The 26,506-nt window shown below is 59.7% G+C and carries 29 protein-coding genes, 1 tRNA gene and 2 pseudogenes; 6 read left to right on the top strand and 26 right to left on the bottom strand.

From position 1 onward, the window contains the following. Nucleotides 1-45: 45 nt before the first annotated feature. The gene (gene thrC, locus F8O05_RS07920; RefSeq protein ID WP_158052207.1) at nucleotides 46-1,509 is read right to left on the bottom strand and encodes a threonine synthase; all 1,464 of its coding nucleotides are present in this window, start codon (nucleotides 1,507-1,509) and stop codon (nucleotides 46-48) included. 96 nt (nucleotides 1,510-1,605) lie between these two features. On the opposite strand from thrC, the gene F8O05_RS07915 reads away from it, so the two are divergent. Further along, entirely contained in the window at nucleotides 1,606-3,294 is a 1,689-nt protein-coding gene (locus tag F8O05_RS07915; RefSeq protein WP_158052206.1) for a helicase HerA-like domain-containing protein, read from the top strand. 3 nt (nucleotides 3,295-3,297) lie between these two features. Here the strand turns inward: F8O05_RS07915 and F8O05_RS07910 are convergent, their stop codons facing one another. Both F8O05_RS07910 and F8O05_RS07905 read right to left on the bottom strand, forming a co-directional pair. Next, nucleotides 3,298-3,504 (bottom strand): hypothetical protein, encoded by a 207-nt coding sequence (locus F8O05_RS07910; RefSeq protein ID WP_158052205.1) that lies wholly within the window; start codon nucleotides 3,502-3,504, stop codon nucleotides 3,298-3,300. Nucleotides 3,505-3,540: 36 nt separating this feature from the next. Further along, nucleotides 3,541-3,744, bottom strand: coding sequence for a hypothetical protein (locus tag F8O05_RS07905; protein WP_158052204.1), 204 nt, complete (start codon nucleotides 3,742-3,744; stop codon nucleotides 3,541-3,543). Nucleotides 3,745-3,824: 80 nt separating this feature from the next. Here F8O05_RS07905 and F8O05_RS07900 point away from each other — a divergent pair, with 80 nt between their 5' ends. Beyond that, nucleotides 3,825-4,142 carry a hypothetical protein gene (locus F8O05_RS07900; RefSeq protein ID WP_158052203.1) on the top strand — a complete coding sequence of 106 codons (318 nt, stop codon included), beginning with the start codon at nucleotides 3,825-3,827 and terminating at the stop codon, nucleotides 4,140-4,142. Between the two features lie 20 nt (nucleotides 4,143-4,162). Here F8O05_RS07900 and F8O05_RS07895 read toward each other — a convergent pair whose 3' ends face one another. The 6 genes from F8O05_RS07895 to F8O05_RS07875 all read right to left on the bottom strand — a co-directional run bounded on the left by F8O05_RS07895 (nucleotide 4,163) and on the right by F8O05_RS07875 (nucleotide 9,064). Next, nucleotides 4,163-5,065 carry a hypothetical protein gene (locus F8O05_RS07895; protein ID WP_158052202.1) on the bottom strand — a complete coding sequence of 301 codons (903 nt, stop codon included), beginning with the start codon at nucleotides 5,063-5,065 and terminating at the stop codon, nucleotides 4,163-4,165. Between the two features lie 93 nt (nucleotides 5,066-5,158). Further along, a complete protein-coding gene (locus tag F8O05_RS07890) occupies nucleotides 5,159-6,571 on the bottom strand; it encodes a flavin-containing monooxygenase (RefSeq protein WP_158052201.1) in 1,413 nt (470 codons plus the stop codon). A 247-nt stretch (nucleotides 6,572-6,818) separates the two neighbouring features. Next, complete coding sequence (tatA, locus tag F8O05_RS15235) at nucleotides 6,819-7,061, bottom strand: twin-arginine translocase TatA/TatE family subunit (RefSeq protein ID WP_158052200.1); 243 nt, start codon at nucleotides 7,059-7,061, stop codon at nucleotides 6,819-6,821. A gap of 135 nt (nucleotides 7,062-7,196) precedes the next feature. After that, nucleotides 7,197-8,387: an MFS transporter gene (locus tag F8O05_RS07880; protein ID WP_404811361.1), complete on the bottom strand. Its 1,191-nt coding sequence runs from the start codon at nucleotides 8,385-8,387 to the stop codon at nucleotides 7,197-7,199. 54 nt (nucleotides 8,388-8,441) lie between these two features. Then, nucleotides 8,442-8,570: a hypothetical protein gene (locus F8O05_RS15230; protein WP_318655814.1), complete on the bottom strand. Its 129-nt coding sequence runs from the start codon at nucleotides 8,568-8,570 to the stop codon at nucleotides 8,442-8,444. Nucleotides 8,571-8,659: 89 nt separating this feature from the next. Then, nucleotides 8,660-9,064, bottom strand: a complete 405-nt coding sequence (locus F8O05_RS07875; protein WP_158052199.1) for a winged helix-turn-helix transcriptional regulator — start codon at nucleotides 9,062-9,064, stop codon at nucleotides 8,660-8,662. 109 nt (nucleotides 9,065-9,173) lie between these two features. On the opposite strand from F8O05_RS07875, the gene F8O05_RS07870 reads away from it, so the two are divergent. Beyond that, on the top strand, nucleotides 9,174-10,022 hold the full coding sequence (locus tag F8O05_RS07870; RefSeq protein ID WP_158052198.1) for an SDR family oxidoreductase: 849 nt from the start codon (nucleotides 9,174-9,176) through the stop codon (nucleotides 10,020-10,022). 142 nt (nucleotides 10,023-10,164) lie between these two features. On the opposite strand, the gene F8O05_RS07865 is transcribed toward F8O05_RS07870, so the two are convergent. The 10 genes and pseudogenes from F8O05_RS07865 to F8O05_RS07840 form a co-directional block, all read right to left on the bottom strand. Then, nucleotides 10,165-11,157, bottom strand: coding sequence for an MDR family oxidoreductase (locus F8O05_RS07865; RefSeq protein WP_158052197.1), 993 nt, complete (start codon nucleotides 11,155-11,157; stop codon nucleotides 10,165-10,167). A 160-nt stretch (nucleotides 11,158-11,317) separates the two neighbouring features. Continuing rightward, complete coding sequence (locus F8O05_RS14785; RefSeq protein WP_192497090.1) at nucleotides 11,318-11,485, bottom strand: hypothetical protein; 168 nt, start codon at nucleotides 11,483-11,485, stop codon at nucleotides 11,318-11,320. Then, nucleotides 11,478-12,170, bottom strand: a complete 693-nt coding sequence (locus F8O05_RS07860) for a DsbA family oxidoreductase (RefSeq protein WP_158052196.1) — start codon at nucleotides 12,168-12,170, stop codon at nucleotides 11,478-11,480. The genes F8O05_RS14785 and F8O05_RS07860 overlap by 8 nt, the downstream gene beginning before the upstream one ends. A gap of 166 nt (nucleotides 12,171-12,336) precedes the next feature. Next, nucleotides 12,337-12,468, bottom strand: coding sequence for a putative transporter small subunit (locus tag F8O05_RS15000; protein WP_225735796.1), 132 nt, complete (start codon nucleotides 12,466-12,468; stop codon nucleotides 12,337-12,339). After that, nucleotides 12,468-14,117, bottom strand: coding sequence for a sodium:solute symporter family protein (locus F8O05_RS07855; RefSeq protein ID WP_192497101.1), 1,650 nt, complete (start codon nucleotides 14,115-14,117; stop codon nucleotides 12,468-12,470). Before F8O05_RS07855 ends, F8O05_RS15000 begins: the two co-directional genes overlap by 1 nt. 547 nt (nucleotides 14,118-14,664) lie before the next feature. Then, nucleotides 14,665-15,642 (bottom strand): annotated as a pseudogene (locus F8O05_RS07850) (DegT/DnrJ/EryC1/StrS family aminotransferase); the annotation flags it as partial. Between the two features lie 12 nt (nucleotides 15,643-15,654). Next, nucleotides 15,655-15,882, bottom strand: a complete 228-nt coding sequence (locus F8O05_RS15225) for a hypothetical protein (RefSeq protein ID WP_318655813.1) — start codon at nucleotides 15,880-15,882, stop codon at nucleotides 15,655-15,657. Continuing rightward, nucleotides 15,879-16,957, bottom strand: a pseudogene (locus F8O05_RS14995) (UDP-N-acetylglucosamine 4,6-dehydratase family protein). The gene F8O05_RS15225 and the pseudogene F8O05_RS14995 overlap by 4 nt, the downstream one beginning before the upstream one ends. Before the next feature lie 54 nt (nucleotides 16,958-17,011). Then, nucleotides 17,012-17,773 (bottom strand): nucleoside-diphosphate sugar epimerase/dehydratase, encoded by a 762-nt coding sequence (locus tag F8O05_RS14990; protein WP_225735795.1) that lies wholly within the window; start codon nucleotides 17,771-17,773, stop codon nucleotides 17,012-17,014. A gap of 361 nt (nucleotides 17,774-18,134) precedes the next feature. Further along, complete coding sequence (locus F8O05_RS07840; RefSeq protein WP_158052194.1) at nucleotides 18,135-19,517, bottom strand: hypothetical protein; 1,383 nt, start codon at nucleotides 19,515-19,517, stop codon at nucleotides 18,135-18,137. Between the two features lie 211 nt (nucleotides 19,518-19,728). Between F8O05_RS07840 and F8O05_RS07835 the strand changes: the two genes are divergently transcribed. Further along, nucleotides 19,729-20,169 (top strand): PaaI family thioesterase, encoded by a 441-nt coding sequence (locus tag F8O05_RS07835; RefSeq protein WP_192497089.1) that lies wholly within the window; start codon nucleotides 19,729-19,731, stop codon nucleotides 20,167-20,169. Nucleotides 20,170-20,215: 46 nt separating this feature from the next. On the opposite strand, the gene F8O05_RS07830 is transcribed toward F8O05_RS07835, so the two are convergent. From F8O05_RS07830 to F8O05_RS07825, 3 genes are all read right to left on the bottom strand, one after another. Continuing rightward, nucleotides 20,216-21,667, bottom strand: a complete 1,452-nt coding sequence (locus tag F8O05_RS07830; RefSeq protein ID WP_158052192.1) for a hypothetical protein — start codon at nucleotides 21,665-21,667, stop codon at nucleotides 20,216-20,218. Nucleotides 21,668-21,867: 200 nt separating this feature from the next. Then, nucleotides 21,868-22,029, bottom strand: coding sequence for a hypothetical protein (locus tag F8O05_RS14780; protein WP_192497088.1), 162 nt, complete (start codon nucleotides 22,027-22,029; stop codon nucleotides 21,868-21,870). A gap of 11 nt (nucleotides 22,030-22,040) precedes the next feature. After that, the gene (locus F8O05_RS07825; RefSeq protein WP_158052191.1) at nucleotides 22,041-22,472 is read right to left on the bottom strand and encodes a hypothetical protein; all 432 of its coding nucleotides are present in this window, start codon (nucleotides 22,470-22,472) and stop codon (nucleotides 22,041-22,043) included. 216 nt (nucleotides 22,473-22,688) lie between these two features. Here F8O05_RS07825 and F8O05_RS07820 point away from each other — a divergent pair, with 216 nt between their 5' ends. Beyond that, a complete protein-coding gene (locus tag F8O05_RS07820) occupies nucleotides 22,689-24,095 on the top strand; it encodes an MBL fold metallo-hydrolase (RefSeq protein ID WP_158052190.1) in 1,407 nt (468 codons plus the stop codon). Nucleotides 24,096-24,173: 78 nt separating this feature from the next. Beyond that, entirely contained in the window at nucleotides 24,174-24,452 is a 279-nt protein-coding gene (locus F8O05_RS07815) for a metal-sensitive transcriptional regulator (RefSeq protein WP_158052189.1), read from the top strand. On the opposite strand, the gene F8O05_RS14775 is transcribed toward F8O05_RS07815, so the two are convergent. The 4 genes from F8O05_RS14775 to F8O05_RS07800 form a co-directional block, all read right to left on the bottom strand. Then, nucleotides 24,449-24,607: a hypothetical protein gene (locus tag F8O05_RS14775; protein WP_192497087.1), complete on the bottom strand. Its 159-nt coding sequence runs from the start codon at nucleotides 24,605-24,607 to the stop codon at nucleotides 24,449-24,451. The two genes, F8O05_RS07815 and F8O05_RS14775, sit on opposite strands and share 4 nt — an antisense overlap. A gap of 114 nt (nucleotides 24,608-24,721) precedes the next feature. Beyond that, nucleotides 24,722-25,072, bottom strand: a complete 351-nt coding sequence (locus F8O05_RS07810) for a YciI family protein (protein WP_158052188.1) — start codon at nucleotides 25,070-25,072, stop codon at nucleotides 24,722-24,724. A gap of 217 nt (nucleotides 25,073-25,289) precedes the next feature. Further along, nucleotides 25,290-25,362 (bottom strand) — tRNA-Ala (locus F8O05_RS07805). 60 nt (nucleotides 25,363-25,422) lie between these two features. Further along, complete coding sequence (locus F8O05_RS07800; RefSeq protein WP_158052187.1) at nucleotides 25,423-26,472, bottom strand: hypothetical protein; 1,050 nt, start codon at nucleotides 26,470-26,472, stop codon at nucleotides 25,423-25,425. Nucleotides 26,473-26,506 lie beyond the last annotated feature (34 nt).

The raw sequence follows: 26,506 nt of genomic DNA, 5'->3' as shown, positions 1-26,506 counted from the left end.
TTCTTGTTGCGTTCGCGTTTGCCTCGGTGAGACGAGATTCCGCGGTTAGGCCTGCGCTGGCGCGTGCTCCGCGATGTAGTTCCGCAGCTCCTCACCGGAGTCGGCCATGTCAACAGCGTGCTGCGGCAGCGCCAGGAGCGCCTCGAGTTCCGGTGTCAGCGCCGGAGTCTTTTCACCCAGCGCTTCCTCGATCGTCTCGCCAAACTTCTCCGGCTTTGCGGTCTCGAGTACCAGAATGCGACCGTGAATTTCGTTGTGACGGCGCGCGACCGTGAGGCCGTCGGCGGTGTGCGGATCGACAATCACACCGGAGGTTTCGAACTCGGTGCGGATGGTCTCGACCCGGTCCTCGTGCGTGCTCGAGTCGGTGATGATGCCGTATTCCTCGACGAAGCGCGACAGGTGCGCGGTGAGATCAACGCTGCCATCCTCATCCAGCTTGCTCCAGCTCTGCACGAAGCCCTCTGCATCCGTACCGAACAGTTCGCGAACGAAACGCTCAAGGTTCGAGGCCTTCGAGATGTCCATCGAGGGGCTGCTGGTGACGAGCGTGTTCTCACGCGAACGAGGCGCGTAGATGCCGGTGCGGAAGAACTCGTCGAGGACGTTGTTTTCGTTCGTCGCGAGGATCAGCCGGTGGATGGGCAGACCCATCTGGCGTGCGAGGTGACCGGCGAAAATATTGCCGAAGTTGCCGGAAGGCACTGCGATCGAGACCAGGCTCGCCTCGCGCTCGGCAGTCGTGACGGTCGCTTCGCGGGCGTCCGCGGGCAGCGAGTCGGTCGCGCGCAGCCAAGCCCAGAAGTAGTAGACGATCTGCGCGCAGATACGGCCGAAGTTGATCGAGTTGACAGCACCAATCGAATGGTTGGCCTTGAAGACCGCGTCGTTGTTGAGTTCCTTGACGAGGTTCTGGCAGTCGTCAAAGTTGCCCTCGACTGCGATGTTGTGAATGTTCTCGTCGTCGAGGCTGTACATCTGCGCGCGCTGGATAGCACTCATCCGCCCCTGCGGCGAGAGCATGAACACGCTGATGTTCGGCTTGCCGCGGAAGGCGTATTCGGCGGCGGAGCCGGTGTCGCCCGAAGTTGCGCCGAGGATGTTGAGGGTTCGGCCGCGCTGCTGCAGTACGTACGGCATGACCTCACCGAGGAACTGCATCGCGAGATCCTTGAACGCCATCGTCGGGCCCTCGGAGAGACCAACGATCGAGATGCGCTCGTCGAGCTTCTTGACCGGCACGGTTTCGGGTGCCGCGAAGCGGTCTGCGGAATATGCGGCGCGGATGATCTGCTCGAGGTCGGCGCGCGGGATGTCGGTCGCGTAGAGGCTAATGATTTCGATGGCGAGCTCGGGGTAACTCAGGGTGCGCCAAGCTTCGCGCTGCTCTGAGGAAATAGTCGGGATCTCGGCCGGAATGACGAGGCCGCCATCGGGGGCGAGTCCATCCAAGAGGACATCCGAAAAACCTGCGGGTGCCATCTGACCACGGGTGGAGACGTATTTCATGTGCTGCCTAGTCCAATCGAAGAGAATGCTGCCTCAGCCATGCTAGTTGAGTTGCGCTCCTGAGTTTGGCGAAGTGGCTCACCTAAGCTGTTGCCCATGTCGAATGAGCACGAAGACGCAGTTGCCGCGGCAAAAGCTGCACTTGCTAAGGCCGAAGCCGAACTCGCCGCTGCACAAGCGGAAGCGGCAAACGAAGCAGCTGCGAATGTAGACACAGTTACCGAACCCGCTCAGGCGGGGCCAGAAGGCCCGCTCACCGCCGAGCAGGTCGAGGCAATCCGCGCCGGTTACTCCTTCGAAGAGGCCGCGCTCGAACTCGGCGCGCTCGTCAACGGTGAGGCGCGGGCGGACGTGCCGGTGCGCATCCCACTGGCGATGATGAACCGACACGGGCTGGTGGCAGGAGCGACCGGTACCGGTAAAACGAAGTCATTGCAGGTCATGCTCGAACAGCTTTCGGCTGCAGGCGTGCCGGTCTTCGCCGCCGACATCAAGGGCGACCTTTCGGGAGTTGCCACGCCAGGTGCATCCAGCGACAAACTGCTCGAGCGCACCCAAAAGATCGGCCAGGATTGGCAGCCGCAAGCAGTACCGACCGAGTTTTATAGCCTCGGCGGCCGCGGCCAGGGTGTGCCGATCCGCGCGACCGTCACGAGCTTCGGCCCGCTCATGCTCGCCAAGGTGCTCGGGCTGAATGCCACGCAGGAATCGGTGCTCGGCCTGGTGTTCCACTATGCGGATGAAGCGGGCCTCCCGCTAGTCGACCTCGGCGATCTGCGCGCCGTGCTGCAATACCTCACCTCCGATGAAGGCAAGCCGGAGCTCGAGGGCATCGGTGGGGTTTCGAAACAGACCGCGGGAGTGATCCTTCGCGAACTCACGACCTTTGCCGCCGCCGGGGCCGATGTGTTCTTCGGCGAACCCGAAATCGACACGAACGAGTTCCTGCGCACGGCCGCCGACGGCCGCGGCATCGTGTCGCTGCTCGAGCTTCCCGGCGTCGCACAGCAGCCGCAGGTTTTCTCTACCTTCCTGATGTGGCTGCTTGCGGACCTCTTCGCGACGCTGCCCGAAGTGGGCGACCTCGACAAACCCAAGCTCGTGTTCTTCTTCGACGAGGCGCACCTGCTCTTCAACGACGCATCCAAAGAGTTCGTCACGCAGATCGTGCAGACCGTGCGACTAATTCGATCGAAGGGTGTCGGTATTTTCTTTGTCACCCAGACGCCGAAGGATGTGCCGAACGACGTCCTTGCGCAGCTCGGTTCGCGGGTCCAGCACCAGCTGCGTGCGCACACCCCGGACGACGCCAAGTCGCTGCGGGCGACCGTGCGCACCTATCCTGACTCGGGGTACGACCTCGAAGAGACGCTCACCCAGCTCGCGACGGGCGAGGCGATCGTCACGGTAATGAACGAAAAGGGCGCGCCGACGCCAGTCGCGTGGGTTCGGATGCGTGCCCCACAGGGTTCGATGGACCCAACCAGCGAGGCGCAGATCGAAAGGACCGTGAAAGCATCACCTTTGCTGGCGAAGTATGGCACCCCGGTCGACCCGGAATCGGCGCAAGAAATCCTCGCAAAGAAGATGAACGAATCGGCCGAAGCTGCCAAGCAGGAAGCAGAAAAAGCCGCCGCCGAAAAACGCGAGAAGAAGCCCAGCTCGACCACCGCATCCAAGAAGCGTGGGAAGTCGACGGTGGAGAAGGTGCTCGGTTCGGGTGCGGCAAAGACCGTCGTGCGAGAAGTTACCCGCGGGCTGTTTGGGATGCTGTTTAAGAAATAGGCGTTATCTTCGCGACTCCCCCACGAACGCAAATACCAGCCCCAGAAACATTCCCGTGGCTGTGCCGAAAATCGCGATACCGTGTAACACCGTTCGCGCCTCACCTGCGATGAAGATGGATGCGAGAGCAGCGACGGCAGCGATCCCCACCACGACGATGATCGCGTAAAACGCCAATCGCGCTGAAGGTTTCATCTCAAGCCGCGGCATGCGCTAAGTGTCGCAGCCGCAGCCACAATTGTGCTGTCAGCGCTTGCCGGCGACGAACGCAAAAACCAGCCCAAGTAGCGCACTGCCCATCGCGGTAATCATCGCGAGCATCCGAAACATACTCTTCGGCTCCCCCGACACCAGCAGTGAAGCGCCGAAGCACAGCAGCGTCGCGGCGCCCATGACACAGAGCGCGACAAGCACGGACTTGGTAGTGGGCGACATCCTGCGCTGCGACATCCGGCTAGTTTGTCAGCTTCGTATTTTGCATTTGCTGAGGGTTCCGCTCGCTAAGATCGGTCTACAGGTAGGAGGCACCCATGACTACTGACCCGCGCCAAATACTCCACGAGGACACGATCGCCGCGCTGCAAGCGAATTTGGATGTGGCACTGACTGATCGCGCGTTTGTTGGGGATTGGCAGGAGCCCTGGCCGACCATCCGCGTCGACAAGCTTGAAGACCGGTCAATGAAGATCGAAATCCCCGGAACGAAGACCGCCGTCACGATCGCGTTCAATCGCGAATGTCGGACCATTCGCGTGGAGGCACGCAATCCCTATCTCGGGATCGACCTTGCCCGGCTCGTCACTGAGACGAGCGAAGGGGATGCGGCGCGCTTCTATTGCGAATGCTGATTGATTTGGCTCGCAGGTGACTAGAGCTCAGCGACCTCAAACTTCGTCTCGCCGCCCCGGGTCTCTAACTGGTCAATGATCATTTCTCGGCCCCGGTTCCGATCTGAATCGGTCACGCTGCCGTTGACATAGTCAAAGTCCGTACGCACCTGTACGACGTCTTCGTCTTGCGCCAACGTGATCTTCCCTGGATACACGAAATAGCCCACTGAGTCTTCCAAGCTGCCGGTTACGGTCGTCGTATGCGGCCAGGCGGCAAGTGTGTCCTCAAGCTGACCTCGCAGCTCTTCTCCGCTTCCCCGTAGCTGCACCGACACGATCGACTGTGGATCGGTGGGATGGGCAACCAACCGGTCAAAGCCATAGTGCGCTGCCTCTGCTGCCGAGGCGAGGCAGTCTTGATCGTCAAAATCGCACTCGAGCCTGGCATCAATCCAACCGGTTGAGCCGAGGTGCACGGTCGTCACTGTGGTGTTGACGACCATTGCACTTGCCACGGCAAGGGTTGTCGCTTCGCTTGCATGCGAAAGCAATACTTCACCGTGCGGGAAAACAAGCGTGTACGCCTGCATCACATACCAGTCACGGTCTGTCGCGAGCGCGCGCTGCTCCTCCATAAATTCCGTTAGCTCGGTCACGTCAGCCTCGGTCAGCGCATCTTCGAAATGCAGCTCGGCTTGGACAGCCATACTGCGGCCCTTGTTGAAAGATTCGTTTGTGGTGAATGTTCCTTCCGAATAGTGATCGGAGGCGTGTGCCACGAGCGACCGTTCGGTACGACCGCCGTCACCCCGCGGAACGACCATCCACCCCACCGCTATCACCACGATCAGGAACACCGCGAGCGTCCCTAGGCAGCCAAAGCCGAGGATGCGCGGCCAACGTCGCCGCTTCGGTTTGGTGTCTAGATCTGCCGCGGCCATCCCGCCAACCTATCCGAGTCGGGATTTTTTAGACGGCGGTGGCGGTCGCGATCTGAAGATCGCGACCGCCACCGCCGTCATCTGAGTGAGGAGTTAGGCTTTCGCTGCCGGCTCTGCCTCTTCGGGCTTGCCGTGCACGAGCTCTTCGATGTCGCTGCGCTCAGGCGTCGACAGGTACCGTTCGAGGGAGTCGTCGAGTTCGTTGAGCCACGTGGTGTGGTGCTCGGCCGCCATCGTCCCGGTCATGACGGAGCGGTGCTGCTTGTCACGATAGGTGAGGATGTTTTGCTTCTTGTCTTCCTTCCAGGCAAGGAAGATGCGGACGACTTCGTCGAGGTCGAACATCGGGTAGTCCGTTGCCTCGATCAGGTCGCGAATGTAGTCGGCCTGGAACTGTACGTCGTCGGCATCGCCGTCGAGTGCCTGGAAACGTGCTCGCCACTGCTTCACGTGAGCCGCACGTTCCTCGGCCGAGGGCAGCTTCGCGCGTCCCATAATGAGGTCGCGAACGTACCACGCTTGCGCGTCGAACATGTTGAAGGTAAACCACTGGTCCTGCGCGCCGAGGTAGTACAGCTTGGGGTTCTTCTGCCACACAACGCCGCGGTAGAGCCCCGCGGGGTAAATGTTGTTCGGCGACGACAGTGCGAGGTCGGACGCGAGGAACGGATACTTGTGCAAGTAACCGGTGCACAGAATCACCGCATCGAATTCGCGGGTCTCCCCATTGATGAAGTGGACCGTCTCGCCGTCGAAGTGATCGATGCCAGGCAGTTCTTCCATCCCTTCGGGCCATTTGTAGCCCTGGGGTCGTGTGCGATAGCTCATGGTTACCGACCGGGCGCCCATCTTGAAGGCCTGCACACCGATGTCTTCGGCGGAGTACGAGGCGCCGATCAGCAGCACTCGCTTATCGGCGAGTTTCTCGGCACCGCGGAAGTCGTGTGCGTGGTGCAGCGTACCGGGGAACGTCTCAATGCCCTTGACATCGGGAACATTCGGGAAGGAGAAGTGGCCGGTCGCGACGATGACCCGGTCAAATTCGGAAGAGGAAGTGGTCTTGGAACGAAGGTTTTCCACCGTGACGGTGAAGTTGTCGTCTTCACCGTTGTATTCAATCCAGCGAACTGCGGTGGAGAACTGAACTTTGTCCTTGACATCAGTTTTGCGAACGCGGCCGTCGATGTAATCCCAGAGCGCTTCGCGCGGAGGGTACGAGGAAATCGGACGACCAAAGTGCTCGTCAAAGGTGTACTCCGCGAATTCCAACGCTTCTTTCGGGCCGTTCGACCACAGGTTGCGGTACATCGACGAGTGGACGGGTTCACCGTACTTATCGATTCCGCTGCGCCAGTTATAGTTCCACTGGCCGCCCCAGTCATCCTGCTTCTCAAAGCACACTACTTCGGGGATTTTTGCGCCCTGACGCTGCGCTGACTGAAATGCTCGAAGGGCGGCGATCCCGCTCGGCCCGGCTCCGATAATTGCAATTCGCTGTTTGGACATAAATTCCTTTCCCGGCCTTTCGACCCATGTCGCGTATCTCTAGACGGGTTAGGCGGAAGCATTATCTATGGGCGAAAAATACGCCGATGCCTCAACACCGCAACCTCACGTCGCGCCAGAGTCCGTGTCCGTTCTGGACTGCTCTGGGCCAGATGTGGGCGCCCTCCCGGGCGCCACGACATCTACTATTGTAGCAGATTGCTAATCTTGCGAGATTACGTCACTGAAAGTGCAACATCGAAAATCATCAGGTCGCCGAAGCTGTAGTTCCGGTCACATCGGATGGTGCGTTCATCTCGAGGGCTTCCTCCGCTACCGTCACTGGTTGCGAGGCGTCCCGTGCTCCTGCATCCGCACTCATCTCGTTGCGGAAGATACGCATGGACTGGCCGACGCTCCGCGCAAGATCGGGGAGTTTTCCCGCGCCGAAAAGGAGCATCACGATGGCCAGGATGATGAGGAGATGCCATCCGGTGAGGTTCTGAAACATGAGAGGTCCTTCATTCGCTGCAGTTTCAACGTGAACCGCTTCAACGTGAACCGCGACGGAGACATTACACCTTTCCGTGGCACCACCGCGACTACTCTCCGGCGACAATCCACCATCATCTACTGCGGTGGCCGGTTAACCGCCAACGAGCGGTTCGGCCGCCACGTACTGACGCGAAAGTTGTCGATATTGCGGCGTTAGGAACGCGATGAGCGCGAGCAAGGCGCAGCACACGCCCGAAATCACGAGCAGCAGTGCGATACCCCGCGAGTCACCGGTGCCCAGCAGCCACTGCCACTGCGCTTGACCGTCGGGTGTGCGCAAGTGTGGAATTACCCAGACCTGCGCGATCGGTGCCATGAGGAACGCCGTAACCGGTGCCGCGGCGGCCTCAAAGGTCATGGCAAACCCGAAGACTCGCCCCTGCGAGGCGAAGGGCACGAGCCGCTGAATGACCGTTTGTTCGGCGGCTTCGACCGCGGGGAAAAGCGCCATTACCGCCCACAGACCGACGATGAAGAGCCAAGCCAATTCGCGAATAGTGAAGAGTGCTCCGATGACGCCGATAAGGAACGCGATCAGCAGCATGGTTCGAATCGGGTTCTTCCCGAGGCCGGTCGTTGCCACCACGAGTCCACCAATAATAAATCCCGAGGACGCGATGGCGAACACGATCCCCCACCCTTGTACCCCAAACATGTCAATGCCGTAAGGGTCGAGCAGTGCCATCTCCACGCCGCTGAAAATATTGTTCAGCGTTGTGAAAAGGACCAGCGCGAACAGTCCCGGCGCGGCGATCACGGCCAGCCAGCCACCTCGGATGTCTACCCACTTGACTTGCCCTTCGGCCGCCACGATCTCGGGTTCCGGGATGCGCAGGGAGGTGAGGTGGACGAGCGTCATGCTGAGTGCGACCACACCGATGACGAGCGTCCAGCCCATACCGAGGAATCCGACCGCGAGGCCGCTGAACACACTCGTGACAAGCATCCCGAGCCCTTGCACCGTGCCGACGAGCCCATTTGCATTTGCGCGCCGACGGTCCGGTACGAGGAGCGTCACAGTAGTGGACAGCGCAATATTGCGGAGTTGTTCGACCACTGCGCCGGCAAGCATCACGATCGCGAAGATCCAAAACCACGGCTTCGCAAGGTCAACGATGCGCTCCTCTCCCATCGCGAAAAAGAACAGCAAGTCTGCCACGAACACGCCAAGAGCGAGGAACGTTGCCCAAACCATCACCGCTTTCTTACGAAACCGGTCGACCAGGGTCCCAAAGAACATGCTGAACACGGAGACCAGCAGCATGTACGCGCCGCCGATCACGCCCGTGGCTATGACATTGCGCGTCTCCGCATAAATCCAAAACGTAAGCGCGAATCATAGAAAGCTCGTCGTCACGTTGGCGAGCGCGGTGTTCACGAGCACGTGCAGAAAAAGGCGGAACCCTCGCGTGGCGCGCACCGCACCGGTCCGAGCTTCCTCGCGGTCGATCGTTGACTCGCTCATAGGGCACCAATGTTCGGTGGATGCGGCGGTTGAGTCGCCGGAAAATTCTACCGTTGTGGGCTTGGCGTTTTTCGAGATCGGGAGCCCGGCTATTCGGTCGGGGACGCCTCGTCGAAGGTCTGTTGCGCGGCAAGCACCTGTGGCAGTTCTGCTTCCAAGAGTCCAATGAGCGCGAGCATTGGCTCGGCAATCTTCAGCCCGAGCGGAGTCAATGCGTAGTCGACATTCGGCGGAATATTGCTGTGGACGGTGCGTTCGACCATGCCGTCGCGCTCGAGCTGCCCCAGGGTTTGGGACAGCATCCGGTCGCTGATCCCCTGCACCCGGCGACGGATCTCCCCAAAGCGCATCGGGCCATCCCCCAATTTGAGCGCCGCAACGGTCAGCGCACCCCAGCGACCGGTGAGGTGTTGCAAGACCGCCCGGGAATCACAGGCGCTCGAAAAGACATCCGCACTCAGTGGTACGGCAGGCTCTTCGCTTTTGCTGGACATGCTTCCATCATAGTGAGCTGATAGTACTTACGAAAGACTTGCGCTAACTATTTGTTAGTGCTTTACTTTTTCAACGCTTGCAATTGAAGCCAACCGAAAGAGGAACCCAATGCGCATTGCAGTTACCGGAGCTACCGGCCACCTTGGCGGTCTCGTCATCGATTCCCTCCTCGAGCGTGGCGTCGCCGCCGCCGATCTCGTTGCGATCGTCCGCAACGAGCAGAAGGCTGCGGATCTCGCCGCGAAGGGCATCACGCTCGGCGTTGCATCGTATGAAGACGAGGCAGCACTGACCGCAGCACTCGAAGGCGTCGATCGCCTCGTGCTCGTCTCGGGCAGCGAAGTGGGCCAGCGACTGGTACAGCACACCAACATCATCAACGCGGCAAAGGCCGCCGGGGTGAAGTTCATCGCGTACACGAGCCTGCTCAACCTCGACTCCTCGAAGCTCGGCCTCGCACCCGAGCACGCTGGCACCGAGAAGCTGCTCACGGAAAGCGGCATTGACCACGCCGTGCTGCGCAACGGCTGGTACTGGGAGAACTTTGCGTCGGCGCTCGACTCGGGTAAGGCCGTCGGCAAGTTCTTCGGTGCCGCTGGCGACGCCAAGGTATCGGGCGCGGCCCGTCGCGACTATGCAGAAGCAGCCGCAGTCGTTATCGCCAGCGAAAACCAGGCTGGCAAGGTATACGAACTCGCCGGTGCCCCGGCGCTTACCTACCCGGAGATTGCGGAGGCAGCGGGGCAGGTACTCGGCAAGGAAGTCACCTACGAGGACCAGTCGGTTGATGAGTACACGGCTACGCTTGAGGGCTTCGGCATGCCTGCCGACATGGCCGCAATGTTCGCCGGTATGGACCCGATCATCGCCGAAGGTGCCCTCTACTCCGAGAGCACCGATCTGCAGGACCTGATTGGTCGTCCGTCGACCACGGCCGCGGATGCACTCTCTGCCTAGTTCCGGGGCCGCCTAGTTCCGGGGCCGCCTAGCTCCGGGGCCGCCTAGCTCCGGCTCTTATCTAGCGTGCCCTTGGTGCGGTGGTGCAGACCATCGCCCAAGGGCATTTTCACGCCCAATGGCCCTAGCGTTCCAACGGCACTTAGGCGTTGACGTCCACGACGGTGCGTCCACGCACCTGTCCCGCGAGGATCTGCGAGGCGTACGGATTCGTTTCGGCCAAGCCGATGGTCTGTGTAAGCGCATCCAGTTTCTCGAGGTCCAGTCGTTCCGCGAGCGCAGCCCACGCACGCTCACGCAATTCCCGAGGGGCATTCACCGAATTGGCTCCGGTGAGCGTCACCCCGCGAAGGATGTACGGCAGCACTGTTCCGAGTAGGTCCGGACCCTGCGCGAGACCACACGCGGCAACCACGCCGTCGTATTTCGTTTGTGCGAGCACATTCACGAGCGTGGTGCTTCCCACCGAGTCGATTGCCCCCGCCCAGCGTTCTGATTGGAGCGGCTTCGCGATCTCCTCGGAGAGCTCCCGCCTGTCGATTACTTCGGATGCGCCGAGCCAGCGCAGGTAGTCCCCTTGCGCATCCTTTCGGCCGCTGGAGGCAATCACGCGAAAGCCGGCGCTTGCCAGCACAGCGATCGCAATCGAGCCGACCCCGCCAGCTGCGCCCGTCACGAGTACATCGCCGTCTTCGGGGCGCACTCCCCCGTCTTCAAGCTTTAACGCCGCGATCATCGCGGTGAACCCCGCCGTGCCAATGGCTGCCGCGCGGTGCGCGCTGATTCCCATCGGGAGCCGCACCAGCGCATCCGGCCGTACCCGGGCCCGCGTCGCAAATCCACCGGGCAGCAACTCCCCGATGCCGTCACCGTTGAGTACGACCTCATCACCTACTGACCAGTCACTCGACCCCGACTTCGTCACTACCCCGACGATGTCGATACCCGGAATTGCCGGGAAGTTTCGCAGAATGCCACGGCCGGCGATCGCCATTCCGTCCTTGTAGTTATAGCTCGAATAGCTCACGTCGAGCTCGACCGTGGCGTCTTCGGCAACTGCGGCGAGCAACTCCACCTCATCACCCTCAACGATGCGGGCTTGCTCACCCTTGGCCTCGATCACTACTGCGCGCACGGGACACCTTTCCGGGCGATTGCGGCTACGGTACCGCTCGCCTCGGCAAGCAGCCTATCGAGGAGATCCTCACGGGGCGCTCAGTGTCTGTGGCAACGCATAAACCCCGTTTCAGAAGCGCTATTTCACGCGCCCGAAACGGGGCTTATCACTGCGGATGCTAGTTGCAGGTTCCGTCGGCACTACAGCTCGAAATCGTGGCCGGATCGAGCATCCCGAAAATTGATCCGAGGGTATCCCCTGTCTGCACGAGTGTGATGGGCTCGGTATCCGCACCGCCCGAGTCGACCGCAGCGTCCGGCTGTGTGCGCTCTTGAGCGTTAGGCATCGGCGTTACCTCCTTCAGCATCCATGTTCGCGAGCGTCCGCAGTGCGCTGCGGTACGCATCCAGCGGCAGTGCCCCGGGTGCGGCGTACTTGTGGTTGAAGAGCATGTACGGCACGCCGGTCACGCCAAGCTGCCGCGCACGACCGATATCAACCTGCACGGCTTCATCGAATTTGCTCGTCTCGGCGAGCGCTGCGCGCGCTTCTTCTTCCGCAAGCCCGACTTTGGCGGCCTCGGCAACGAGCACATCCTCGTCGAAGACGTCGAGCTGCCCCGAGAAGTAACCGCCCTGCAGCGTGCGGAAGAGTTCATTACCTTGACCCTTCTCGGTCGCTGCCTGCAGGAGTCGGTGAATCGCACGGGTGTTTGCCATTGGTCGATCCACCGCGTAGGGCATGTCGACCTCGGCGGCAAGCTGCTTGATCTGCTCTTCCATCTCGCGGATTTGCGCTTCGGAGCGGCCGAGCTTCTTTACGAGGTGGTCGACATTGCTCTGCGCGCTAGCCATCTTTGGGGCGCTCGGGTCGAGTTCGAAGGAGTGCGCCTGAATCTGCACCCGATCTTCGAGCCCTTCAGCCTTGATGGCTTCCTGGAGTCGGGCCTCCCCCACATAGCACCACGGGCACACCACGTCCGTCCAAATATCAATCGTGATCGGGTCACCTGAGATTGCCGGTTCGGCCATGATTCCTCATTTGCTAGGGGGGTGTCTATTACAAATCAACATGCGTGCCGTTGAATTATTCCCCTAATGAACCTCGTTCACAAAACCCCAACAAGACGAAGAGCGCCGGACTCTTGGTTGAGAACGACGCTCTTCGTGATTCTGCTTTCAGGTGAGCCTGCAGCCGCTAAATAATGTCGCGGCCTTCCTTCCTGGCTTTCCACCAGTCGGTCACAAACGCACGCACGATGACCCCGAGCGTGCCGAGCACAATTACTGGCCACACGAGCACGTATGCCGTCATGAGGATGGTTTCCACTATGCCCTCCCTTCGAAGGTTTCCGTTCTGGATTCGCTGGCTTCGATAACTGCTTCGGCCTCGGCAACGGTGTTGATTGCGTCGGTGTCCTCCGCCTCATCAAAGTCACCGGTGCGCTTGGCGATGAGAGCAAAGTCGAAGGGTTCCTTCTTCGAAGCCAACGTGATCGCCACACAGACAATGGTCGACACTGAGTACGCGATGAGCGACCCCGAGAGCACCGGATAGGTGTGCAGGAAGCCGATGGCAAAGGGAGCAGCGATGATGGTCGTGGCAACGCCGATGATGATCGACCAGCGTTTGCCGATGAATCCGAACAGCATGAGCCCAAGCACGACCCCGATGCCGAGGGTTGCCAGGATGTCGGTCACGACAGCGAACGGACCAACCAGCGGAATCCACTCGAAGCGAACCGGCAGGAAGAAGGCCATCGCCGCAAGTACCGCGGTGGTGAAAGCCACGTTCGTGACGCGGTTCCAATAGAAGCTCGCGATCACTGGGAAGACCAACGCACCCCATAGCGCACCGACAAATACCAGCAGGTCCAGGATGTTCAATTGCGAGCCAGCGAAATATAGTCCTGTCGCAATCGCCACGATCATGGTGATGCGACCGACCCAGATCATCACGCGAGGGTTCGCGTACTTCTTCCCGGCAATGTTCTGCCCGTAAATGTCCGCCATCATGATCGACGCGAGTGCGGTGAGGTCCGCATCCGCCGTCGAGGACAGCGAACCGATAATCATCACGAAAAACGCGCAGAGCAGGATCGGCGGCAGATAGGTTGCGGCCATCTGCGGAATCAGGTTGTTGACGTCACCGCCCATCGGCTCCACGCCGGCGTACAGTGCAATAACACCGAGCATCCCAATACCGATAATCGTCGCCCCATAACCAATCGTGGCCGTTATGAAGGTCTTCTTAATGTATTTCTCTTGTACCGCGAACAGTCGCTGCGCGATCGTCTGGTTACCAATCGCGTATGCGAGCACAGCAGCAATATAGGGCGCACCCTGATTGAAGAAGGCATCCGAAGAGAAGAAGTCCTGCTGTTGCGGCGTGAGGTTGTCTTTACCGGTCACGAACAGGTCCGGTCCACCAGCCATGAAGAAGACGACCGGGATGATGATGATTACGGCACCGAGCATCAGGATGACCTGCATGAAGTCGGTCAGCACGGAAGCCCGGAAACCGGACCACAGGGTGTATAGCAGCACACCCGCTGCGATCGCGATGATGCCCTGGCTAAAGGTGAACGGCGAGAGCATCGACACGAGCGCACCGCCGGCAATCAGGTTGGAGGTGAGGCTAATGATGCTCCCGAGGATGTTCGACCCGGCCAGCATGAGTTGACTCGCACGGCCGTGACGGGCAAACATCACCTCAGCAATGGTGTGTGCGCGAGGTGCCACCTTGCGGATGCGCCGCCCAAAGGGATAGATCAGCAGGATCATCAGCGCACCCCACAGACCGTAGTGGATGGGCCCGGAGACCCCGTAGGTATAGCCGGAGGTTGCCGAAGCGTACATCGATGCGGCCCAGATCCAGGTTGCGGTCATTGATGCGGCCGATATGCCGTATCCGATCCGCCCGCCACCGGTCATATACCCATCGGCGTTCTCCTGCTTCTTGGAGATGCGGATGGACATGTAGAGGCTCGCGCCAAAAAACAGCAGTATGAGGGTCACCACGACGGGACCCGAGAGAGTTTGAAGGTGCTCCACCTAGTTATCTCGCTTTCAAGTCTGGTCCAAATCCGGTCGAGAGTGACGACCGAAATAGTTCAGATTGAAAGCGTCGCTAAGTGTGAACGTTAAAAATGAGGCGGCGGCTACGGAACCACAGGATGTGGCGGATGCGACGCTGAGGTGACGACGCTATCGACAAGGGGACCCTTTCTGCGAGTACTAACGATGAGGTGACTAACCTGGATCGCTTCGCAAACGGCTGTCCTGTCACAGTCGTGATGCTTGCCCGCGTGAGCGACCCGGTGTGCATTCCTTTCGGACCGGTATTGGCGACACGACAATTACCGGTCCGCATCGAATCTCCTGAGATTCGCGGATCGATACTGCGTGCAGTGAGTGGGAAGGCAGTGTGTTTTGTGAGGAACCGCTCCCATTGCCCTCAACCTCGCGGCGCGCGAGGGACTTCAACATCCTAGCAAACTCTCCGCGAGAGTCGATCGTGCTCCCCTCATGGCCTTCCCGCACGGTCGACAAACGCACGCAGACGTTCCAAGACCCGCTCGAATTGCGTTTGTGTCATTGCCGAGCCGCTCGGCAAGGTCAAACCGGTTTCATACAGCCGCTGTGCGGCGCCGGAGATGTTGCCTCGAGCATCTGCGAAAATCGGTTGGAGGTGCATGGGTTTCCAAAGCGGGCGACTCTCGATGCCTTCGGCATCCAGCGCCTCGCACAGGTCAATGGCAGTCCAGCCGGTGATTTCGGGGTCTACGAGGATCGCGGTGAGCCAGCAGTTATCTTCGCGGTCATACTCACCGCCAAAAATCTGCACACCGGGAACGGCAGCAAAGAGCTCCCGGTAGCGGTCGCGAATGTCACGGCGTCTGGCAATCATTTCGTCAAGCCGGGAAAGCTGCGCCCGCCCAAGCGCCGCGAGTATGTTGCTGAGTCGATAGTTAAAGCCGATGTCGACGTGTTCGTAGTGCCGCACGGGCTGGCGCGCTTGAGTCGACAGGTAACGCGCATTGTCGATAACCTCGCGCTCACGGCTCAACAGCATCCCACCGCCCGAGGTGGTCATGATCTTGTTCCCGTTGAAGGACACGATCGAGGCGCGTCCGAAGCTACCCGCTGCCCGCCCGCGGTGGCTTGCGCCGAGCGATTCGGCGGCATCCGCGAGTATTGGCACTTGAAATCTTTGGGCTAGTCGTTCAATTTTCGTGTAGTTCGCGGCTTTGCCGAGGAGGTCCACCGGGATGATTGCGCCGATTCGTTCACCATTCGAGCCCAACTCCGTAAGGGCGCATGCCAGTAGTTCGGGATCGAGATTGCCAGTCGCAGGATCGACATCAATGAAATAGGGTTCGGCACCGGCGTACACAATCGAGTTGGCGGTCGCTGCGAATGTCAGCGTTGACGTGATGACCACATCCCCAGGTTCAACACCCAACGCGAGCAAGCCCAAGTGCAACGCTGCTGTTCCCGAACTGAGCGCAACGGCCTACCCGACGCCAACGCGGGCGGCAAGTTCTGCTTCAAAGGCCGCGAGCTCTGGCCCCGCGGGAGCCACCCAGCCGGAGCGCAGTGCACGAACCACGGCGGTCTCTTCGAGCAGCCCGATATCCGGTGGCGAGAGGTACACTTTGGAGTCCGCGACACCGTTTGCGTGGGCGAGGTCGCCGTCCCGTTCAGCCCACAGCGCATCCCGGATGGCTTCGCTGAGGGTCATTGTCTCGCTCCAATTCGTGCGTGCTGCCCGCTCATGAGGGGAACCGGACCGGAGTGGTGCTTGATGAGTGCCTGCCACTCGCCGTGGTCCAAGTCAGAGGGCGGCATGACACCACTTTCGGTGTGCGCAATCTTTGGGTGGAAAGGGCTTCGGACGGTTTCACCTTTCTCCACAAGGTCCTCGTGGAGTTTCTCACCAGGTCTTAACCCGGTGAACACACTCTCAATGTTTTTGCCGGACATTGCGATCATCCGCTGTGCAACGGCCAAAATACTTACCGGTTCGCCCATATCGAGAATGAGCACTTCGCCCGCTCCTCCGATCGCACCGGCCTGCATTACGAGTTGACAGGCTTCGGGAATCGTCATGAAATAGCGCGTCGCGTCGGGATGCGTGACAGTGAGAGGCTTACCTTCTTGGATCAAGCGGGTGAATGTGGGAAGCATGGAACCACGACTTCCGATGACATTGCCGAATCGAACTGACAGATACCGCTGATGCGTCACACTGCCGTACCAAGCGGTCAATCGCTCCGCCAATCGCTTTGAATAGCCAAGCACGCTGGACGGATTCGCGGCTTTGTCGGTGGAAATACTGATGAATGTTTCGACGTTGGCCCGTCGTGCTGCTTCGAGCACATTCCTAGTGCCCAGTACGTTGGTTTTCCACCCCCGTCGGGGTACTGCTCGAGCATCGGCAGGTGCTTGAGCGCCGCGGTGTGAAAGACGACTTCCGGTCGACGAGCGCGAAAAATGTCGATGAGGGCTTCGGCATCACGGATATCTGCCAGCACCACGTCGTCAGTGGTAAGCAGCCCATTGCCACGAATTGAGATCGCAGTTTGCTGTAAGTTCGTTTCGTCTCGATCTAGCATGATCAGTTCTGCCGGGTTGAACTTTGCAATTTGGGCACAAAGCTCGGAACCAATCGACCCTCCGGCTCCCGTCACCAGCACACGTTTACCCAGCAAGTACCCGGCTACGTTCTCAACGCGGGTATCATTCGGGATTCGTCCGAGAAGGTCCTCAATGGAAATATCGCGAAGGTCCACGGTATTCAGCCCGGCATCGAGCATCGAATTCACCGTGGGCATGACTTTTACCCGCAGCCCTAACGGGTCGACTTGCTGCTACAAGCGGCGCAGCTGTTCAGCTTCAGCACCGTAGAACGCTACAACTACGTGGGTAGCTCCGGTTCGTGCTGCGATCTGTGCGAGTTGGTCAATTGTGCCGAGCACTTTGACGCCCTCGAGTCGCAGATGCTGTTTCTGCGGATCGTCATCGATCAAGCCAACGGGCCGATACTCAGTCTGTTTATCGGTGTGCATGCGACGAATGAGCATGGCACCGAGCTCTCCTGCACCATAGACGAGAGTGATCTTTCCGCTACTACGCGGAGTCTTCCGCTCTTCGAGGGTGAGTCGGCGCAGGTAACGGATCCCCAACATGATGAGCAGTCCACAAGGGATGGCGAGGAATCCCGAACTGCGCGGTGCGCTGAACCAATCGGAAGCGACCATTACCAGCACGGATAGTCCGATACCAGCTGAAACCCCTACGAATCCAAGCAGTCGAACCTCTTCAAACGATCCGTATCGATATCGACCGCGGTAGAGGCAAGAGAGCCATCCAAGGCTAAATTGCAACAGGCCAACTGTCAGCGACATAGAAAGCACAGCGATAGCTGAGATATTGCTTACTACGAAATTACCGACCAATAGTTGCACTGCCAGGATTGCGATAAACCACGCACCAACATCGATCAAGATTTGTGACGCAGATCGTGCAAGAGCGCCGAAAGCGAGTTCTAGTTGCGATTCCCGCTGAACAGCAAGTTTTGGGCACATCGAACTCAAGCCCCCTCGGTGATCAACTAAAAAACTGCCGATCACTCGGCTAATACTGATTCCCGTCGTTGGGATGTTGCCCCAACATTACCTAGGAAAGTGCCAGGTTCGTTTAATCTGCGCGCAACGCTTTAGTTAGCCGAATCGAACATAGTCGCAGAGCGCATCCAACTCGCTAATATACTGATACGCAGCCCCGACCCTGTTTACTTAAGGTGACTTAAATACCAATATCGTTGGATATACGCGCAATTTACCGGTTATTAATTGGGCAATCTAGTAAGGCAATCAATTGTGCTTCACCTCCGGGAACACATTGACATAATTACGCCGGGCAAATGCGAAAGTGTTTGCGCTGAACAACAAAACCCCTGATGCAGGCCACGCATTTCTGAGTGAGGTTCACCTAATAAGAATGGACATTCGAGATCTCTGGGTACCCGTTGACGATAGAAATGTCGCCATACACGTTAAAAAGCGAAGTGCGTTGCGAAGGTTTCGGGTTCCCTGATGTGGGAGTATCCACCACCCCGATCTCCCCGCGGCTCGACACGAACGAGGTCGCGGAAATACTGTCGAAGCCCGCTGGCGACTGCATCACCGTCAGTTCCTCAAGCTGCGTGTTGCGAGTAATCGACGGACACTCCTCATCCATGTTGCCGGGTACTTCGGTGCACAGGCTCACGCGATCTTGCACTTGCGAGAGCACCGCCTGTTCAAATGCGGCATTCGGAGCCGCGGAGAAATGGACCGTCGCGCTCGTACTGTCGGGAGTGGTCACGCTGACCTTTTGATTGCCTCCGGAGACCGAAAAATACTCCCCAGCATTCGCGGTGACGCTATACACTCCCGGATACACGTAGACAAGCTGCGAGCCGCCATTCGGATCGATCCCGACCTCCTGCTCACCAATGCTCACGGTTTCTAGCCCCGTCGCTGAAACGCTAATCGCCGACACTAGCGGTTCGCTGATGCTCCAGGTCTTCGTTGTCTTGCCATCCGCATCGGTGTTCACCAAGTTCAGTGCGAATACATGTTCAAACTGCTCACCTTCGAGCGACAAAGTCGCCAGTACATTCGCGCTGCCACCCTGCTCCTCGATGAGTTCCACTGACAGAACGCTAATGCGCGACTGCGCGCTCTCGAGGGCCGCAATGGATAGTGCATCCCCGGATGCCAAGGGCGCCCCGGGGTCCACATAGGCCCCCGCTCCTGAAGCGTCACCCTCGGCGATCGCCGTGACGTACTCACGAACCGTTTCACTCGGGTTGTCCACCAATGGAATTTCAATCCCCGAGCTTTCGGTGGCTGCCGGACCCCGCTGCTGACTGTCAAAATTGAACACTGTATCGGCCGCCTCGGTGGCGTTGTTGAAGAACACCAACCACGCACCACCCGCACCGAGTAGGAGGACCGCAAGGATCGCCACCACCCAGATAATCCCCCGGCGCTTTTTCGTGTCCTCTGGTGGCGTGTCCTCTGGCTGCGCGGCCTCATCAAAGCCAAGGAATGCCGCGTCCGACTGTTCCGGCTGCGCCTCCTGTGGCAGTTGCGGTAGCGGCGGCATATGCTGCGCTCCGTCCTGGCCGTAGTAGTCGCCGCCACCATAAACCTCTTGACCGCCGTGTGAGGCAACACCGTGTGAGGCAACACCGTGTGAGCTGCCACTGTGTGGGTCACCGCCGTGTTGGTCTCCGCCGTGTGAGCCACTGCCGTCACCCGGTGAATACTGGTTCGAGCTATTCCAGTCACGGTTGTTGACCACGCGCGCATCCTTCTGTTGTCCCACGGCTCAGTCGTCGGTCACGGAGCGGATCGAGGACCAGGTTGGGTTGAGATTTTCCTGTCTGAGCGTAGCAACCACGGGCGTGTCGAAGAAGAAACATCATCGCGCAGTTGCAGTGGTGCGCAGGAAGTTTCCCTCGCCGGGGTGAGACAGCGTTCCTGGTCGCGAATAGAATGGCCAGTTGAGCCATAGAACAGATGGGTAGGCGATGGCAGTGGATGCACACCGGGGCGAAGGCGCGACCGTTGAATTACAGCGCGGTAATGTCGAACAGGTCATGCGCAGCGACTGGGTCGCGGCCGTTCGCGGCATCACCCTCGTTTCCGTGAGCGCAGACGCACTCGTAATCTCACAGAAAATTGACCAGAGCGACGTCAACGGTGTGGGTGTGGCCCACGGTGGCGTCCTGTACACCATCCTCGATAGCGCGGCTGGGATCACGGCAAATGCGCTCGAGCCGGGCGCCCAATGGCTGACCGAGTCTGCCACGATTCACTATCAGACGCTCGCCCATCAAGGGGATCTCCTCACCGCCACCTGCACCATGATTTCCGAGAGTGCCGATGTGCGCCGATTTGAAACCGTGCTGGAGAATCAGCGCGGCGAAGTGATCGCCGTCCTCGATTCGGCCATGGAGCGCATCGAGGAAGTCTAGGATCGTCGCCGCGAATCGCTGCGGCTACTGATTGCGCGCTGCACGCCTATTCGACGCCCTCCGTGGGCTCATGATCGCGACGTCGTTGCAGCACGAACGCCACCGCACCCGCGCCGAGCAGCAGCACGGCCATGAGTATCGTGCTAAACGGGATATTCACTCCCGATATCCCTAGCGGATCGCTCATGGACTCATTTTGTGTGGTCGAGATGTTGGTGTGCTTGATCGAAATCGGATCCCACCCCAGCACACTGCCCAGGCCGTCATAGATCGCCAGACGGTGCTCGCCCGCCTCCACCACATCGGGCAGCTGCACTCGAATTGTGCCGTTTTCGGCGACGAGATAGGTACCCAGCTCACGTGGCGTGGAGAACATGACCACCACCACGCTCTGACCGGCGAATGCGTCGCCGACGGTCACCAAGATCGAGTCCCCGGGCATTGCCTCAGTTGGTGCCTGCGTGTGGCCGCGAGATTCGGCAGTCAGGTCAGCAGCAGAGGGGCCAGTCATTGCGGGTGGAGTGGTCGGCGGCCGTGTGGGTTCGGCGTCAGTGGTATAGCTAAATGCCCAGGTGGTCGTCGCGCCCTCGGCCACGGTAACCCCGCTGCTTGGTTTTGCGGTGACGACGAGGTCGGCGGTCAACTCCACGGTTCCGGAGGCTAAGGCGTCGCCGCTGCCGGTGACGTAGGTGAAGGTCTCGGATGCGGGGATCAGCACCGAATTACCATTCTGCGTCGGTGCGGTAGGGGTTTGCGGAATCGCCGGATCGGAGTCATAGACAAATGCCCATGTGGACGTAACTTCTTCGGTCCAGTCGTATTCGACCTTGGTCGAATACAGGCCCGTGGCGATCACTTGCAAGCCGCCTTCAGGAATCGCGATCTGGCCCGTGACAGGCTCCGAATACTCGTCGAGCCGTTCATCACCAAGGTAGAACCCCGTGAAGTTCACCGGATCCCACTTCCCTTCCACGGTGCGCCCGTCCATTGAAACCGGGGCGACGAAATACCGCAGGTCTTCAGCCTCGGGGATCGTGATGGAGTTCTTGTCTTGGCTGGGAGGAATTGGGGCGGTCTGGCAGGTGGTCGAAATATTGCCCTGATAGCTGAGCCCTTCCTCCGAGACCCAGATGCGCAGTCCCCGTTCATCGACGGGCACGTCAATCGATTCCCATGAGCCGGGCTCGACCGACACCGTGGTGCTCCAGATCACGGAATCGGCAGTTGCCGAATCCGCATCCGATGCGGTCGCGTTAATCTCGATTTCCGTGGCGCCGGTCCAGTTCTCGTCGAGGCTCACCACAAGCGGCACAGAGCCACTGCCGCTCACATCACAACGAGCGTGTGGGGGCATACCAAGCCACTGACCGTCGCCGTATTCGTGCGGGTCAAAGGGCAAGTCGGGCGGAGTGGTTTCCGCAGTTGCAATGTGGCTTCCGGAAGCGACGAGTATGCCTCCGAGCAGTGAGGCCATGAGGACTCGACCCAACTTGCGCATATTCACCCCTCAGCAATTCCATTCGTGAATGCGGCCCATTGTGTGGGCATCGATTGACGAATCGAAATCGTTCCTGTCGCCGCAAATGTACCAAGCCCAGTAATTTACCGCGCTGTTTCGCGGAACAATGACGCGTTGGGCTTAATGCGAAGTACACGCAGAACCACGTCTGCACGATTTCGCGAGACGGGGCGCTCTGTTTAGCGCAGGAAGAGATTGATCATGCAACCGCTCGTGCCAACGACAAATGCGGCGAAGAGGACGAGTGTTAACCAAGCGCGTTTCGGGAGGTTTTCGGGTGATTCATCCAGCTCTGAGTCATCGATCGAGCGATCTTCAAGAGCACCGTTATTCGAGGTCATATCCCTCACACCTACCCAATCAGCTTGAGAACGTCAGTCACAATCGCGAACGCGAGCACGAGATACACGAAAAACATGAAGCCGGTGTACATCCAACGTCCTCGGTGATTGGAACGCCAAAACCGACGCAGGCTAATTGTCCCGCTCACCGCGGCAAACACGCACAGCGCAATGCTCAATGGGGCCACAAATAGCCCGGCAACACTCACTACGGGAATCACAATCGGCACCAAAAGGTACGTGATGATGCATCGCACCCCAGAAATCACCAGTGATGTCTGGAACGCACGCTGGGCACCGGTGTCGTCCTTTGATTCGACCAATTCGACCCGCAACAGCGCCCGCATGAATCGATCGAGCGGGCTATCGACGGGAGTGTCGAATGGGCCCCGGGGTACGCGAGTGGAGACCGCTTGCTTGCGACTATGCAGCTGAGTGCTCATCCGACTGCGCCCCCACCTTCACCAGAAATTCTCTCGAACCGGCACCTCGAATTGCGCCATGTTCCTGCACCCAAGTTACCACGTCGCCCCCTTTCTCCCGAACTGCGACTCCGGACTCAATCCGCTTATGCATCCCACTCTTGCATACCCCCGGGGGTATATGCCACACTCTTCACCAACGGCAATTTGTCGCCATAACTTTCCGGAGGAATCACAATGCTCCTTGAACGCCTCTACGACGAAGATCTCGCTCAAGCCGGATATTTCATCGGCTGCCAGGCCACGGGCGAGGCAATCGTCATCGATGCCCGCCGCGACATCAACGAATACCTCGCACTCGCGAGCAAGCACGGGATGCGTATTGTCGCCGTGACCGAGACCCACATCCACGCTGACTATCTCTCCGGCACGCGCGAACTCGCGCGCGCCACCGGCGCCGAGATCTATGTCTCGGGCGAAGGCGGCGAGGACTGGCAATACGGTTTCGAGGCCCGGCGTCTTCACGACGGTGATCGAATCGAGATCGGTAAGCTCAGCGTCGAAGCTCGCCACACACCCGGCCACACACCGGAACACCTCGCCTTTCTCGTTACCGACGGGGCCTTTAGCGATGAGCCCGGTTATCTCATCTCCGGTGATTTCGTATTCGCCGGTGATCTCGGGCGCCCAGATCTGCTCGATGAGGCGGCGGGCGGAATCGACACCCGTTTTGTGGGTGCCAAGCAACTCTTCGCGAGTCTGCGTGACTTCTTCCTACAGCTACCAGACCACGTGCAGGTCTACCCCGGCCACGGCTCAGGAAGTGCCTGCGGTAAAGCCCTCGGCGCTGTGCCCTCGACCACGGTCGGTTACGAACGCCTCTTCGCGTGGTGGTCGACTTACCTTGCCAATGACGACGAAGAGGGATTCGTCGCGGAGCTCCTCGAGGGACAACCGGATGCACACGCCTACTTCGGTCGAATGAAGCGACAGAATAAGGAAGGCCCGGCGATCCTCGGTGACCTGGCACCGCTAGTGGAGCTGAGTCAACCTGAGGTGATCCGTCAGGTCATCAGTCGGGAGGCGGTGTTCGTTGACACGAGGCATCATCACCACGCGCATGCGGGTACCGTCGTCGACTCGCTCAATATCCCCGGGCCAGCCAAAGCTGCAACCTATGGGAGCTGGGTGGTTGACCCCGAACGCGACCCGACACCGCTCATCCTCTTCACACCCGATCAACACAGCGCGCAGGCGACCCGTGACCATCTGCTGCGGGTCGGGATCGACAACGTCATCGGTTACGTGACCAGCATGGCGGGTCTGCCACTCACCACCCCTACGGTCGTTTCGGCGGAAGATTTGGCGGCTCTTGACAAGACTCTCCTGCTGGATGTGCGCAATAAGACTGAGCACGCGCAGGGCCACATTCCAGGCTCGCAACAGCTCAGCGCTGGCCGCGTGCTGTGGCACCTAGACCAGCTTCCCAAGGCCGGCACAATCGTGACCTACTGTCAGTCGGGAGTACGAAACTCGATCGCGGCAAGCGCGCTGCGACGCGCCGGATACGACATTGTTGAGCTGGACGGTAGCTATAACGGCTGGTCCACCTGGCACCAAGAACGAGCGACCGTGAACCAGTAGTTTCGATTCCCACCGACTTCATTTCCCGCCCAGGAGCTCAAATCTCTGCCCCGGGCGCAACGCGAGAAAGGTCATCCCATGCGAACCGCCGACGCCGAAACACAACGCAAAATCCTTAACCGCCTCAAGCGTGCCCGCGGTCAGTTGGATGCGGTCATCAATGCCGTGGAAACCGGTGGCAAATGCCGTGACGTGGTCACCCAACTCTCGGCAGTCTCTACCGCCCTCGACCGAGCTGGGTTCGCAATCATCGCGAACGCCATGCAGTACTGCCTCGTAGACCCCGATGAAGCGGCCGAACTCGAAGACGGCCTGACCACCGCGGAACTCGAGAAACTCTTTCTTTCACTCGCCTAAACGCCCATTCGCATCGCCACTATCAGATAGGAAACCCCAAAATGTGCCAAGCAATTACCTGCCGCAAGTGCGGCAAAGTCACCTGGTCCGGATGCGGTCAGCACGTCGATCAGGTCATGCGTGGAGTCCCGATAGCCGATCGTTGTGTCGGCCACGAGAACGAGCCTGCCAGTGGATTCTTCGCCAAGCTCTTCGGGCGGTAGGCGCGGGCAGTAGTGAAGGGTGGTAGGCGCGGATACTCGCGCCGGGCAGTAGCTCAGGGGCAGCAGCTATGGACGTTGCGCGCCAGGCAGACACTCGCGCACTTCAATCCAGGTGTCGAGCTGCCCGGCAAATTTGCTGGCGATCTCGACGGCACGCTCGCGGTTGGCCACGCGAATCGCCCAGACCCGTGCCGAGGGCTTGCCGCCTTCGTTGTAGAACCCCTCGCGCACTTCCGCACCGGGACCGACAACGATCGCCTGCGATTCAGGGTCCAGCACTTCCACCCAGTCCAGCTCGGAATTGGTGAACAGTTCATCCTCGTATTCCGCGAGGAAAGCCGCCACCTCTTCCCGCCACGCGGGACTCCGAGCAAGCAATTCCGATTCCCGGATATGCCATGACATGAAATAGCGCATGTTGATCTCCTCACCGAGTTGCCGCCATAACCCGTGACACCCTGGCGAAGGGGCCTGCACCCTTCGCGGATCACGGTACCTCTATGGTCCCAAACCGCTCACCGAGTGTCGAGTGTTGGGAAAAGTGCGGTCAGGTCGTGGCCAACCGTGCAACCTCGAAGATTGAAATGACCCCGACTTCCGCACCATAGTGCCGAAGTCGGGGTCATTTTCACAGTGGAGCTAAGGGGATTCGAACCCCTGACCTTCTCATTGCGAACGAGACGCGCTACCAACTGCGCCATAGCCCCAAATGCGGGAACAGTCAGTAACTTTACCACTGCGCTGAACCCCGCAAGGTCACGTTCCCGCTAGCGACCGCCGAATCCGCCCGGGCCGCCGGTCTCTCCCGAAGCATTGCCATCGCTATCGGAGTTTGACGAGCCACCATTGGCACCGCCACTCGCGGATCCGCCGTTGGAGTCACTACTGCCATCAGATGCCGCATCGGAGCCACCGATACCGCTGGCGTCAGCCGCAGCATCCTCTGCCGCGTCACTCGCGGCGTCCTCCTCCGGCCCTTCGGGCTCTTCGGGCTCTTCGACGGTCTCCTCGGGTTCTTCTTCGGTTTCTTCCGGCTCGGTGGTCGGTTCCGGTTCGGTGGTCGTCTCTGGCTCGGGAGGCGGCACGTAGGTCGACAGGCTCGCATAGTGCTCCTCGCGCAGCACACCGAGGGCATTCGCGAGTTCGATCACGGCGGCACCGAGCGCATCAATCTTGTCGTCACTCAAGTTGGAGGTTACTTTTTCGGTAGCCGCATCAACTTCAGCGAAGCTGTCCCAGGAACCGCCGTACCACTCACCCTGAAGTGATTCCACGTTGCCGGCGAGCGCTGGAGCATAGGTATCCACGAAGTATTCGCGAATCTTGTTCGCCTGCTGCTCAGCTTTTCCGGCGTCGTTTGTCGAGACCGCGTCACTCATGTCATCAAGTCGCGAACGCATCTGCTCACGCTCGGCTTCGGGAGTGAACGCCGAAGACATCGCGAATGCCCCAAGCACCACCGAGACCGAATCCTCGGCAGCTTTCATCTCATCCGAAACCACCACAATGTTGATTTCGGAGGCCTGGGCTTGCTCCGCAGCCAGAGCATCCCGACGCCCAGCGCCGATCAGCGAGATCACCGCAGGCAGAATCAGCAGAACTACGAGAGCCGCGGCAACCGCGGCGATCAAGTTCACTTTGCGCTCGCGCGAGGTGGCTTGCCAGGAAGCGAGCAGTCCGCCTTGACTCGCGCGCGCGTTGGTGGCGCCGGTGCGGACATCGGCGGGGCCAGCGGAGTCAAATACTCCGGGGTCGACATTCAGAGACGAGTCATTTGTCTCGTCAAATGGGTCATTGAACGATGAGTTCTTCGCCATCACGTCTCCCGGAAATCATCGATCGTGGGCACGA

It is taken from the genome of Gulosibacter chungangensis, from assembly GCF_008831155.1.
Taxonomy (GTDB): domain Bacteria; phylum Actinomycetota; class Actinomycetes; order Actinomycetales; family Microbacteriaceae; genus Gulosibacter; species Gulosibacter chungangensis.
Note: the sequence above shows the minus strand (reverse complement) of the source record. Positions and strands in the feature narration are given on the sequence as shown.

Excerpts from the sequence above, each read along its gene's own strand:
- thrC (WP_158052207.1), bottom strand. The coding sequence starts at position 1,509 with ATGAAATACGTCTCCACCCGTGGTCAGATGGCACCCGCAGGTTTTTCG.
- F8O05_RS07900 (WP_158052203.1), top strand. The coding sequence starts at position 3,825 with ATGACTACTGACCCGCGCCAAATACTCCACGAGGACACGATCGCCGCG.
- F8O05_RS07830 (WP_158052192.1), bottom strand. The coding sequence starts at position 21,667 with ATGCGCAAGTTGGGTCGAGTCCTCATGGCCTCACTGCTCGGAGGCATA.
- F8O05_RS14785 (WP_192497090.1), bottom strand. The coding sequence starts at position 11,485 with ATGCCTAACGCTCAAGAGCGCACACAGCCGGACGCTGCGGTCGACTCG.
- F8O05_RS07810 (WP_158052188.1), bottom strand. The coding sequence starts at position 25,072 with ATGCGCTATTTCATGTCATGGCATATCCGGGAATCGGAATTGCTTGCT.
- F8O05_RS07870 (WP_158052198.1), top strand. The coding sequence starts at position 9,174 with ATGCGCATTGCAGTTACCGGAGCTACCGGCCACCTTGGCGGTCTCGTC.
- F8O05_RS07895 (WP_158052202.1), bottom strand. The coding sequence starts at position 5,065 with ATGGCCGCGGCAGATCTAGACACCAAACCGAAGCGGCGACGTTGGCCG.
- F8O05_RS15230 (WP_318655814.1), bottom strand. The coding sequence starts at position 8,570 with ATGAGCGAGTCAACGATCGACCGCGAGGAAGCTCGGACCGGTGCGGTG.
- F8O05_RS07910 (WP_158052205.1), bottom strand. The coding sequence starts at position 3,504 with ATGCCGCGGCTTGAGATGAAACCTTCAGCGCGATTGGCGTTTTACGCG.
- F8O05_RS07825 (WP_158052191.1), bottom strand. The coding sequence starts at position 22,472 with ATGAGCACTCAGCTGCATAGTCGCAAGCAAGCGGTCTCCACTCGCGTA.
- F8O05_RS07915 (WP_158052206.1), top strand. The coding sequence starts at position 1,606 with ATGTCGAATGAGCACGAAGACGCAGTTGCCGCGGCAAAAGCTGCACTT.
- F8O05_RS07860 (WP_158052196.1), bottom strand. The coding sequence starts at position 12,170 with ATGGCCGAACCGGCAATCTCAGGTGACCCGATCACGATTGATATTTGG.
- F8O05_RS07855 (WP_192497101.1), bottom strand. The coding sequence starts at position 14,117 with ATGTCCATCCGCATCTCCAAGAAGCAGGAGAACGCCGATGGGTATATG.
- F8O05_RS14780 (WP_192497088.1), bottom strand. The coding sequence starts at position 22,029 with ATGACCTCGAATAACGGTGCTCTTGAAGATCGCTCGATCGATGACTCA.
- F8O05_RS15225 (WP_318655813.1), bottom strand. The coding sequence starts at position 15,882 with ATGACCCTCAGCGAAGCCATCCGGGATGCGCTGTGGGCTGAACGGGAC.
- F8O05_RS07890 (WP_158052201.1), bottom strand. The coding sequence starts at position 6,571 with ATGTCCAAACAGCGAATTGCAATTATCGGAGCCGGGCCGAGCGGGATC.
- F8O05_RS07815 (WP_158052189.1), top strand. The coding sequence starts at position 24,174 with ATGCGAACCGCCGACGCCGAAACACAACGCAAAATCCTTAACCGCCTC.
- F8O05_RS07875 (WP_158052199.1), bottom strand. The coding sequence starts at position 9,064 with ATGTCCAGCAAAAGCGAAGAGCCTGCCGTACCACTGAGTGCGGATGTC.
- F8O05_RS07905 (WP_158052204.1), bottom strand. The coding sequence starts at position 3,744 with ATGTCGCAGCGCAGGATGTCGCCCACTACCAAGTCCGTGCTTGTCGCG.
- F8O05_RS07800 (WP_158052187.1), bottom strand. The coding sequence starts at position 26,472 with ATGGCGAAGAACTCATCGTTCAATGACCCATTTGACGAGACAAATGAC.
- tatA (WP_158052200.1), bottom strand. The coding sequence starts at position 7,061 with ATGTTTCAGAACCTCACCGGATGGCATCTCCTCATCATCCTGGCCATC.
- F8O05_RS07820 (WP_158052190.1), top strand. The coding sequence starts at position 22,689 with ATGCTCCTTGAACGCCTCTACGACGAAGATCTCGCTCAAGCCGGATAT.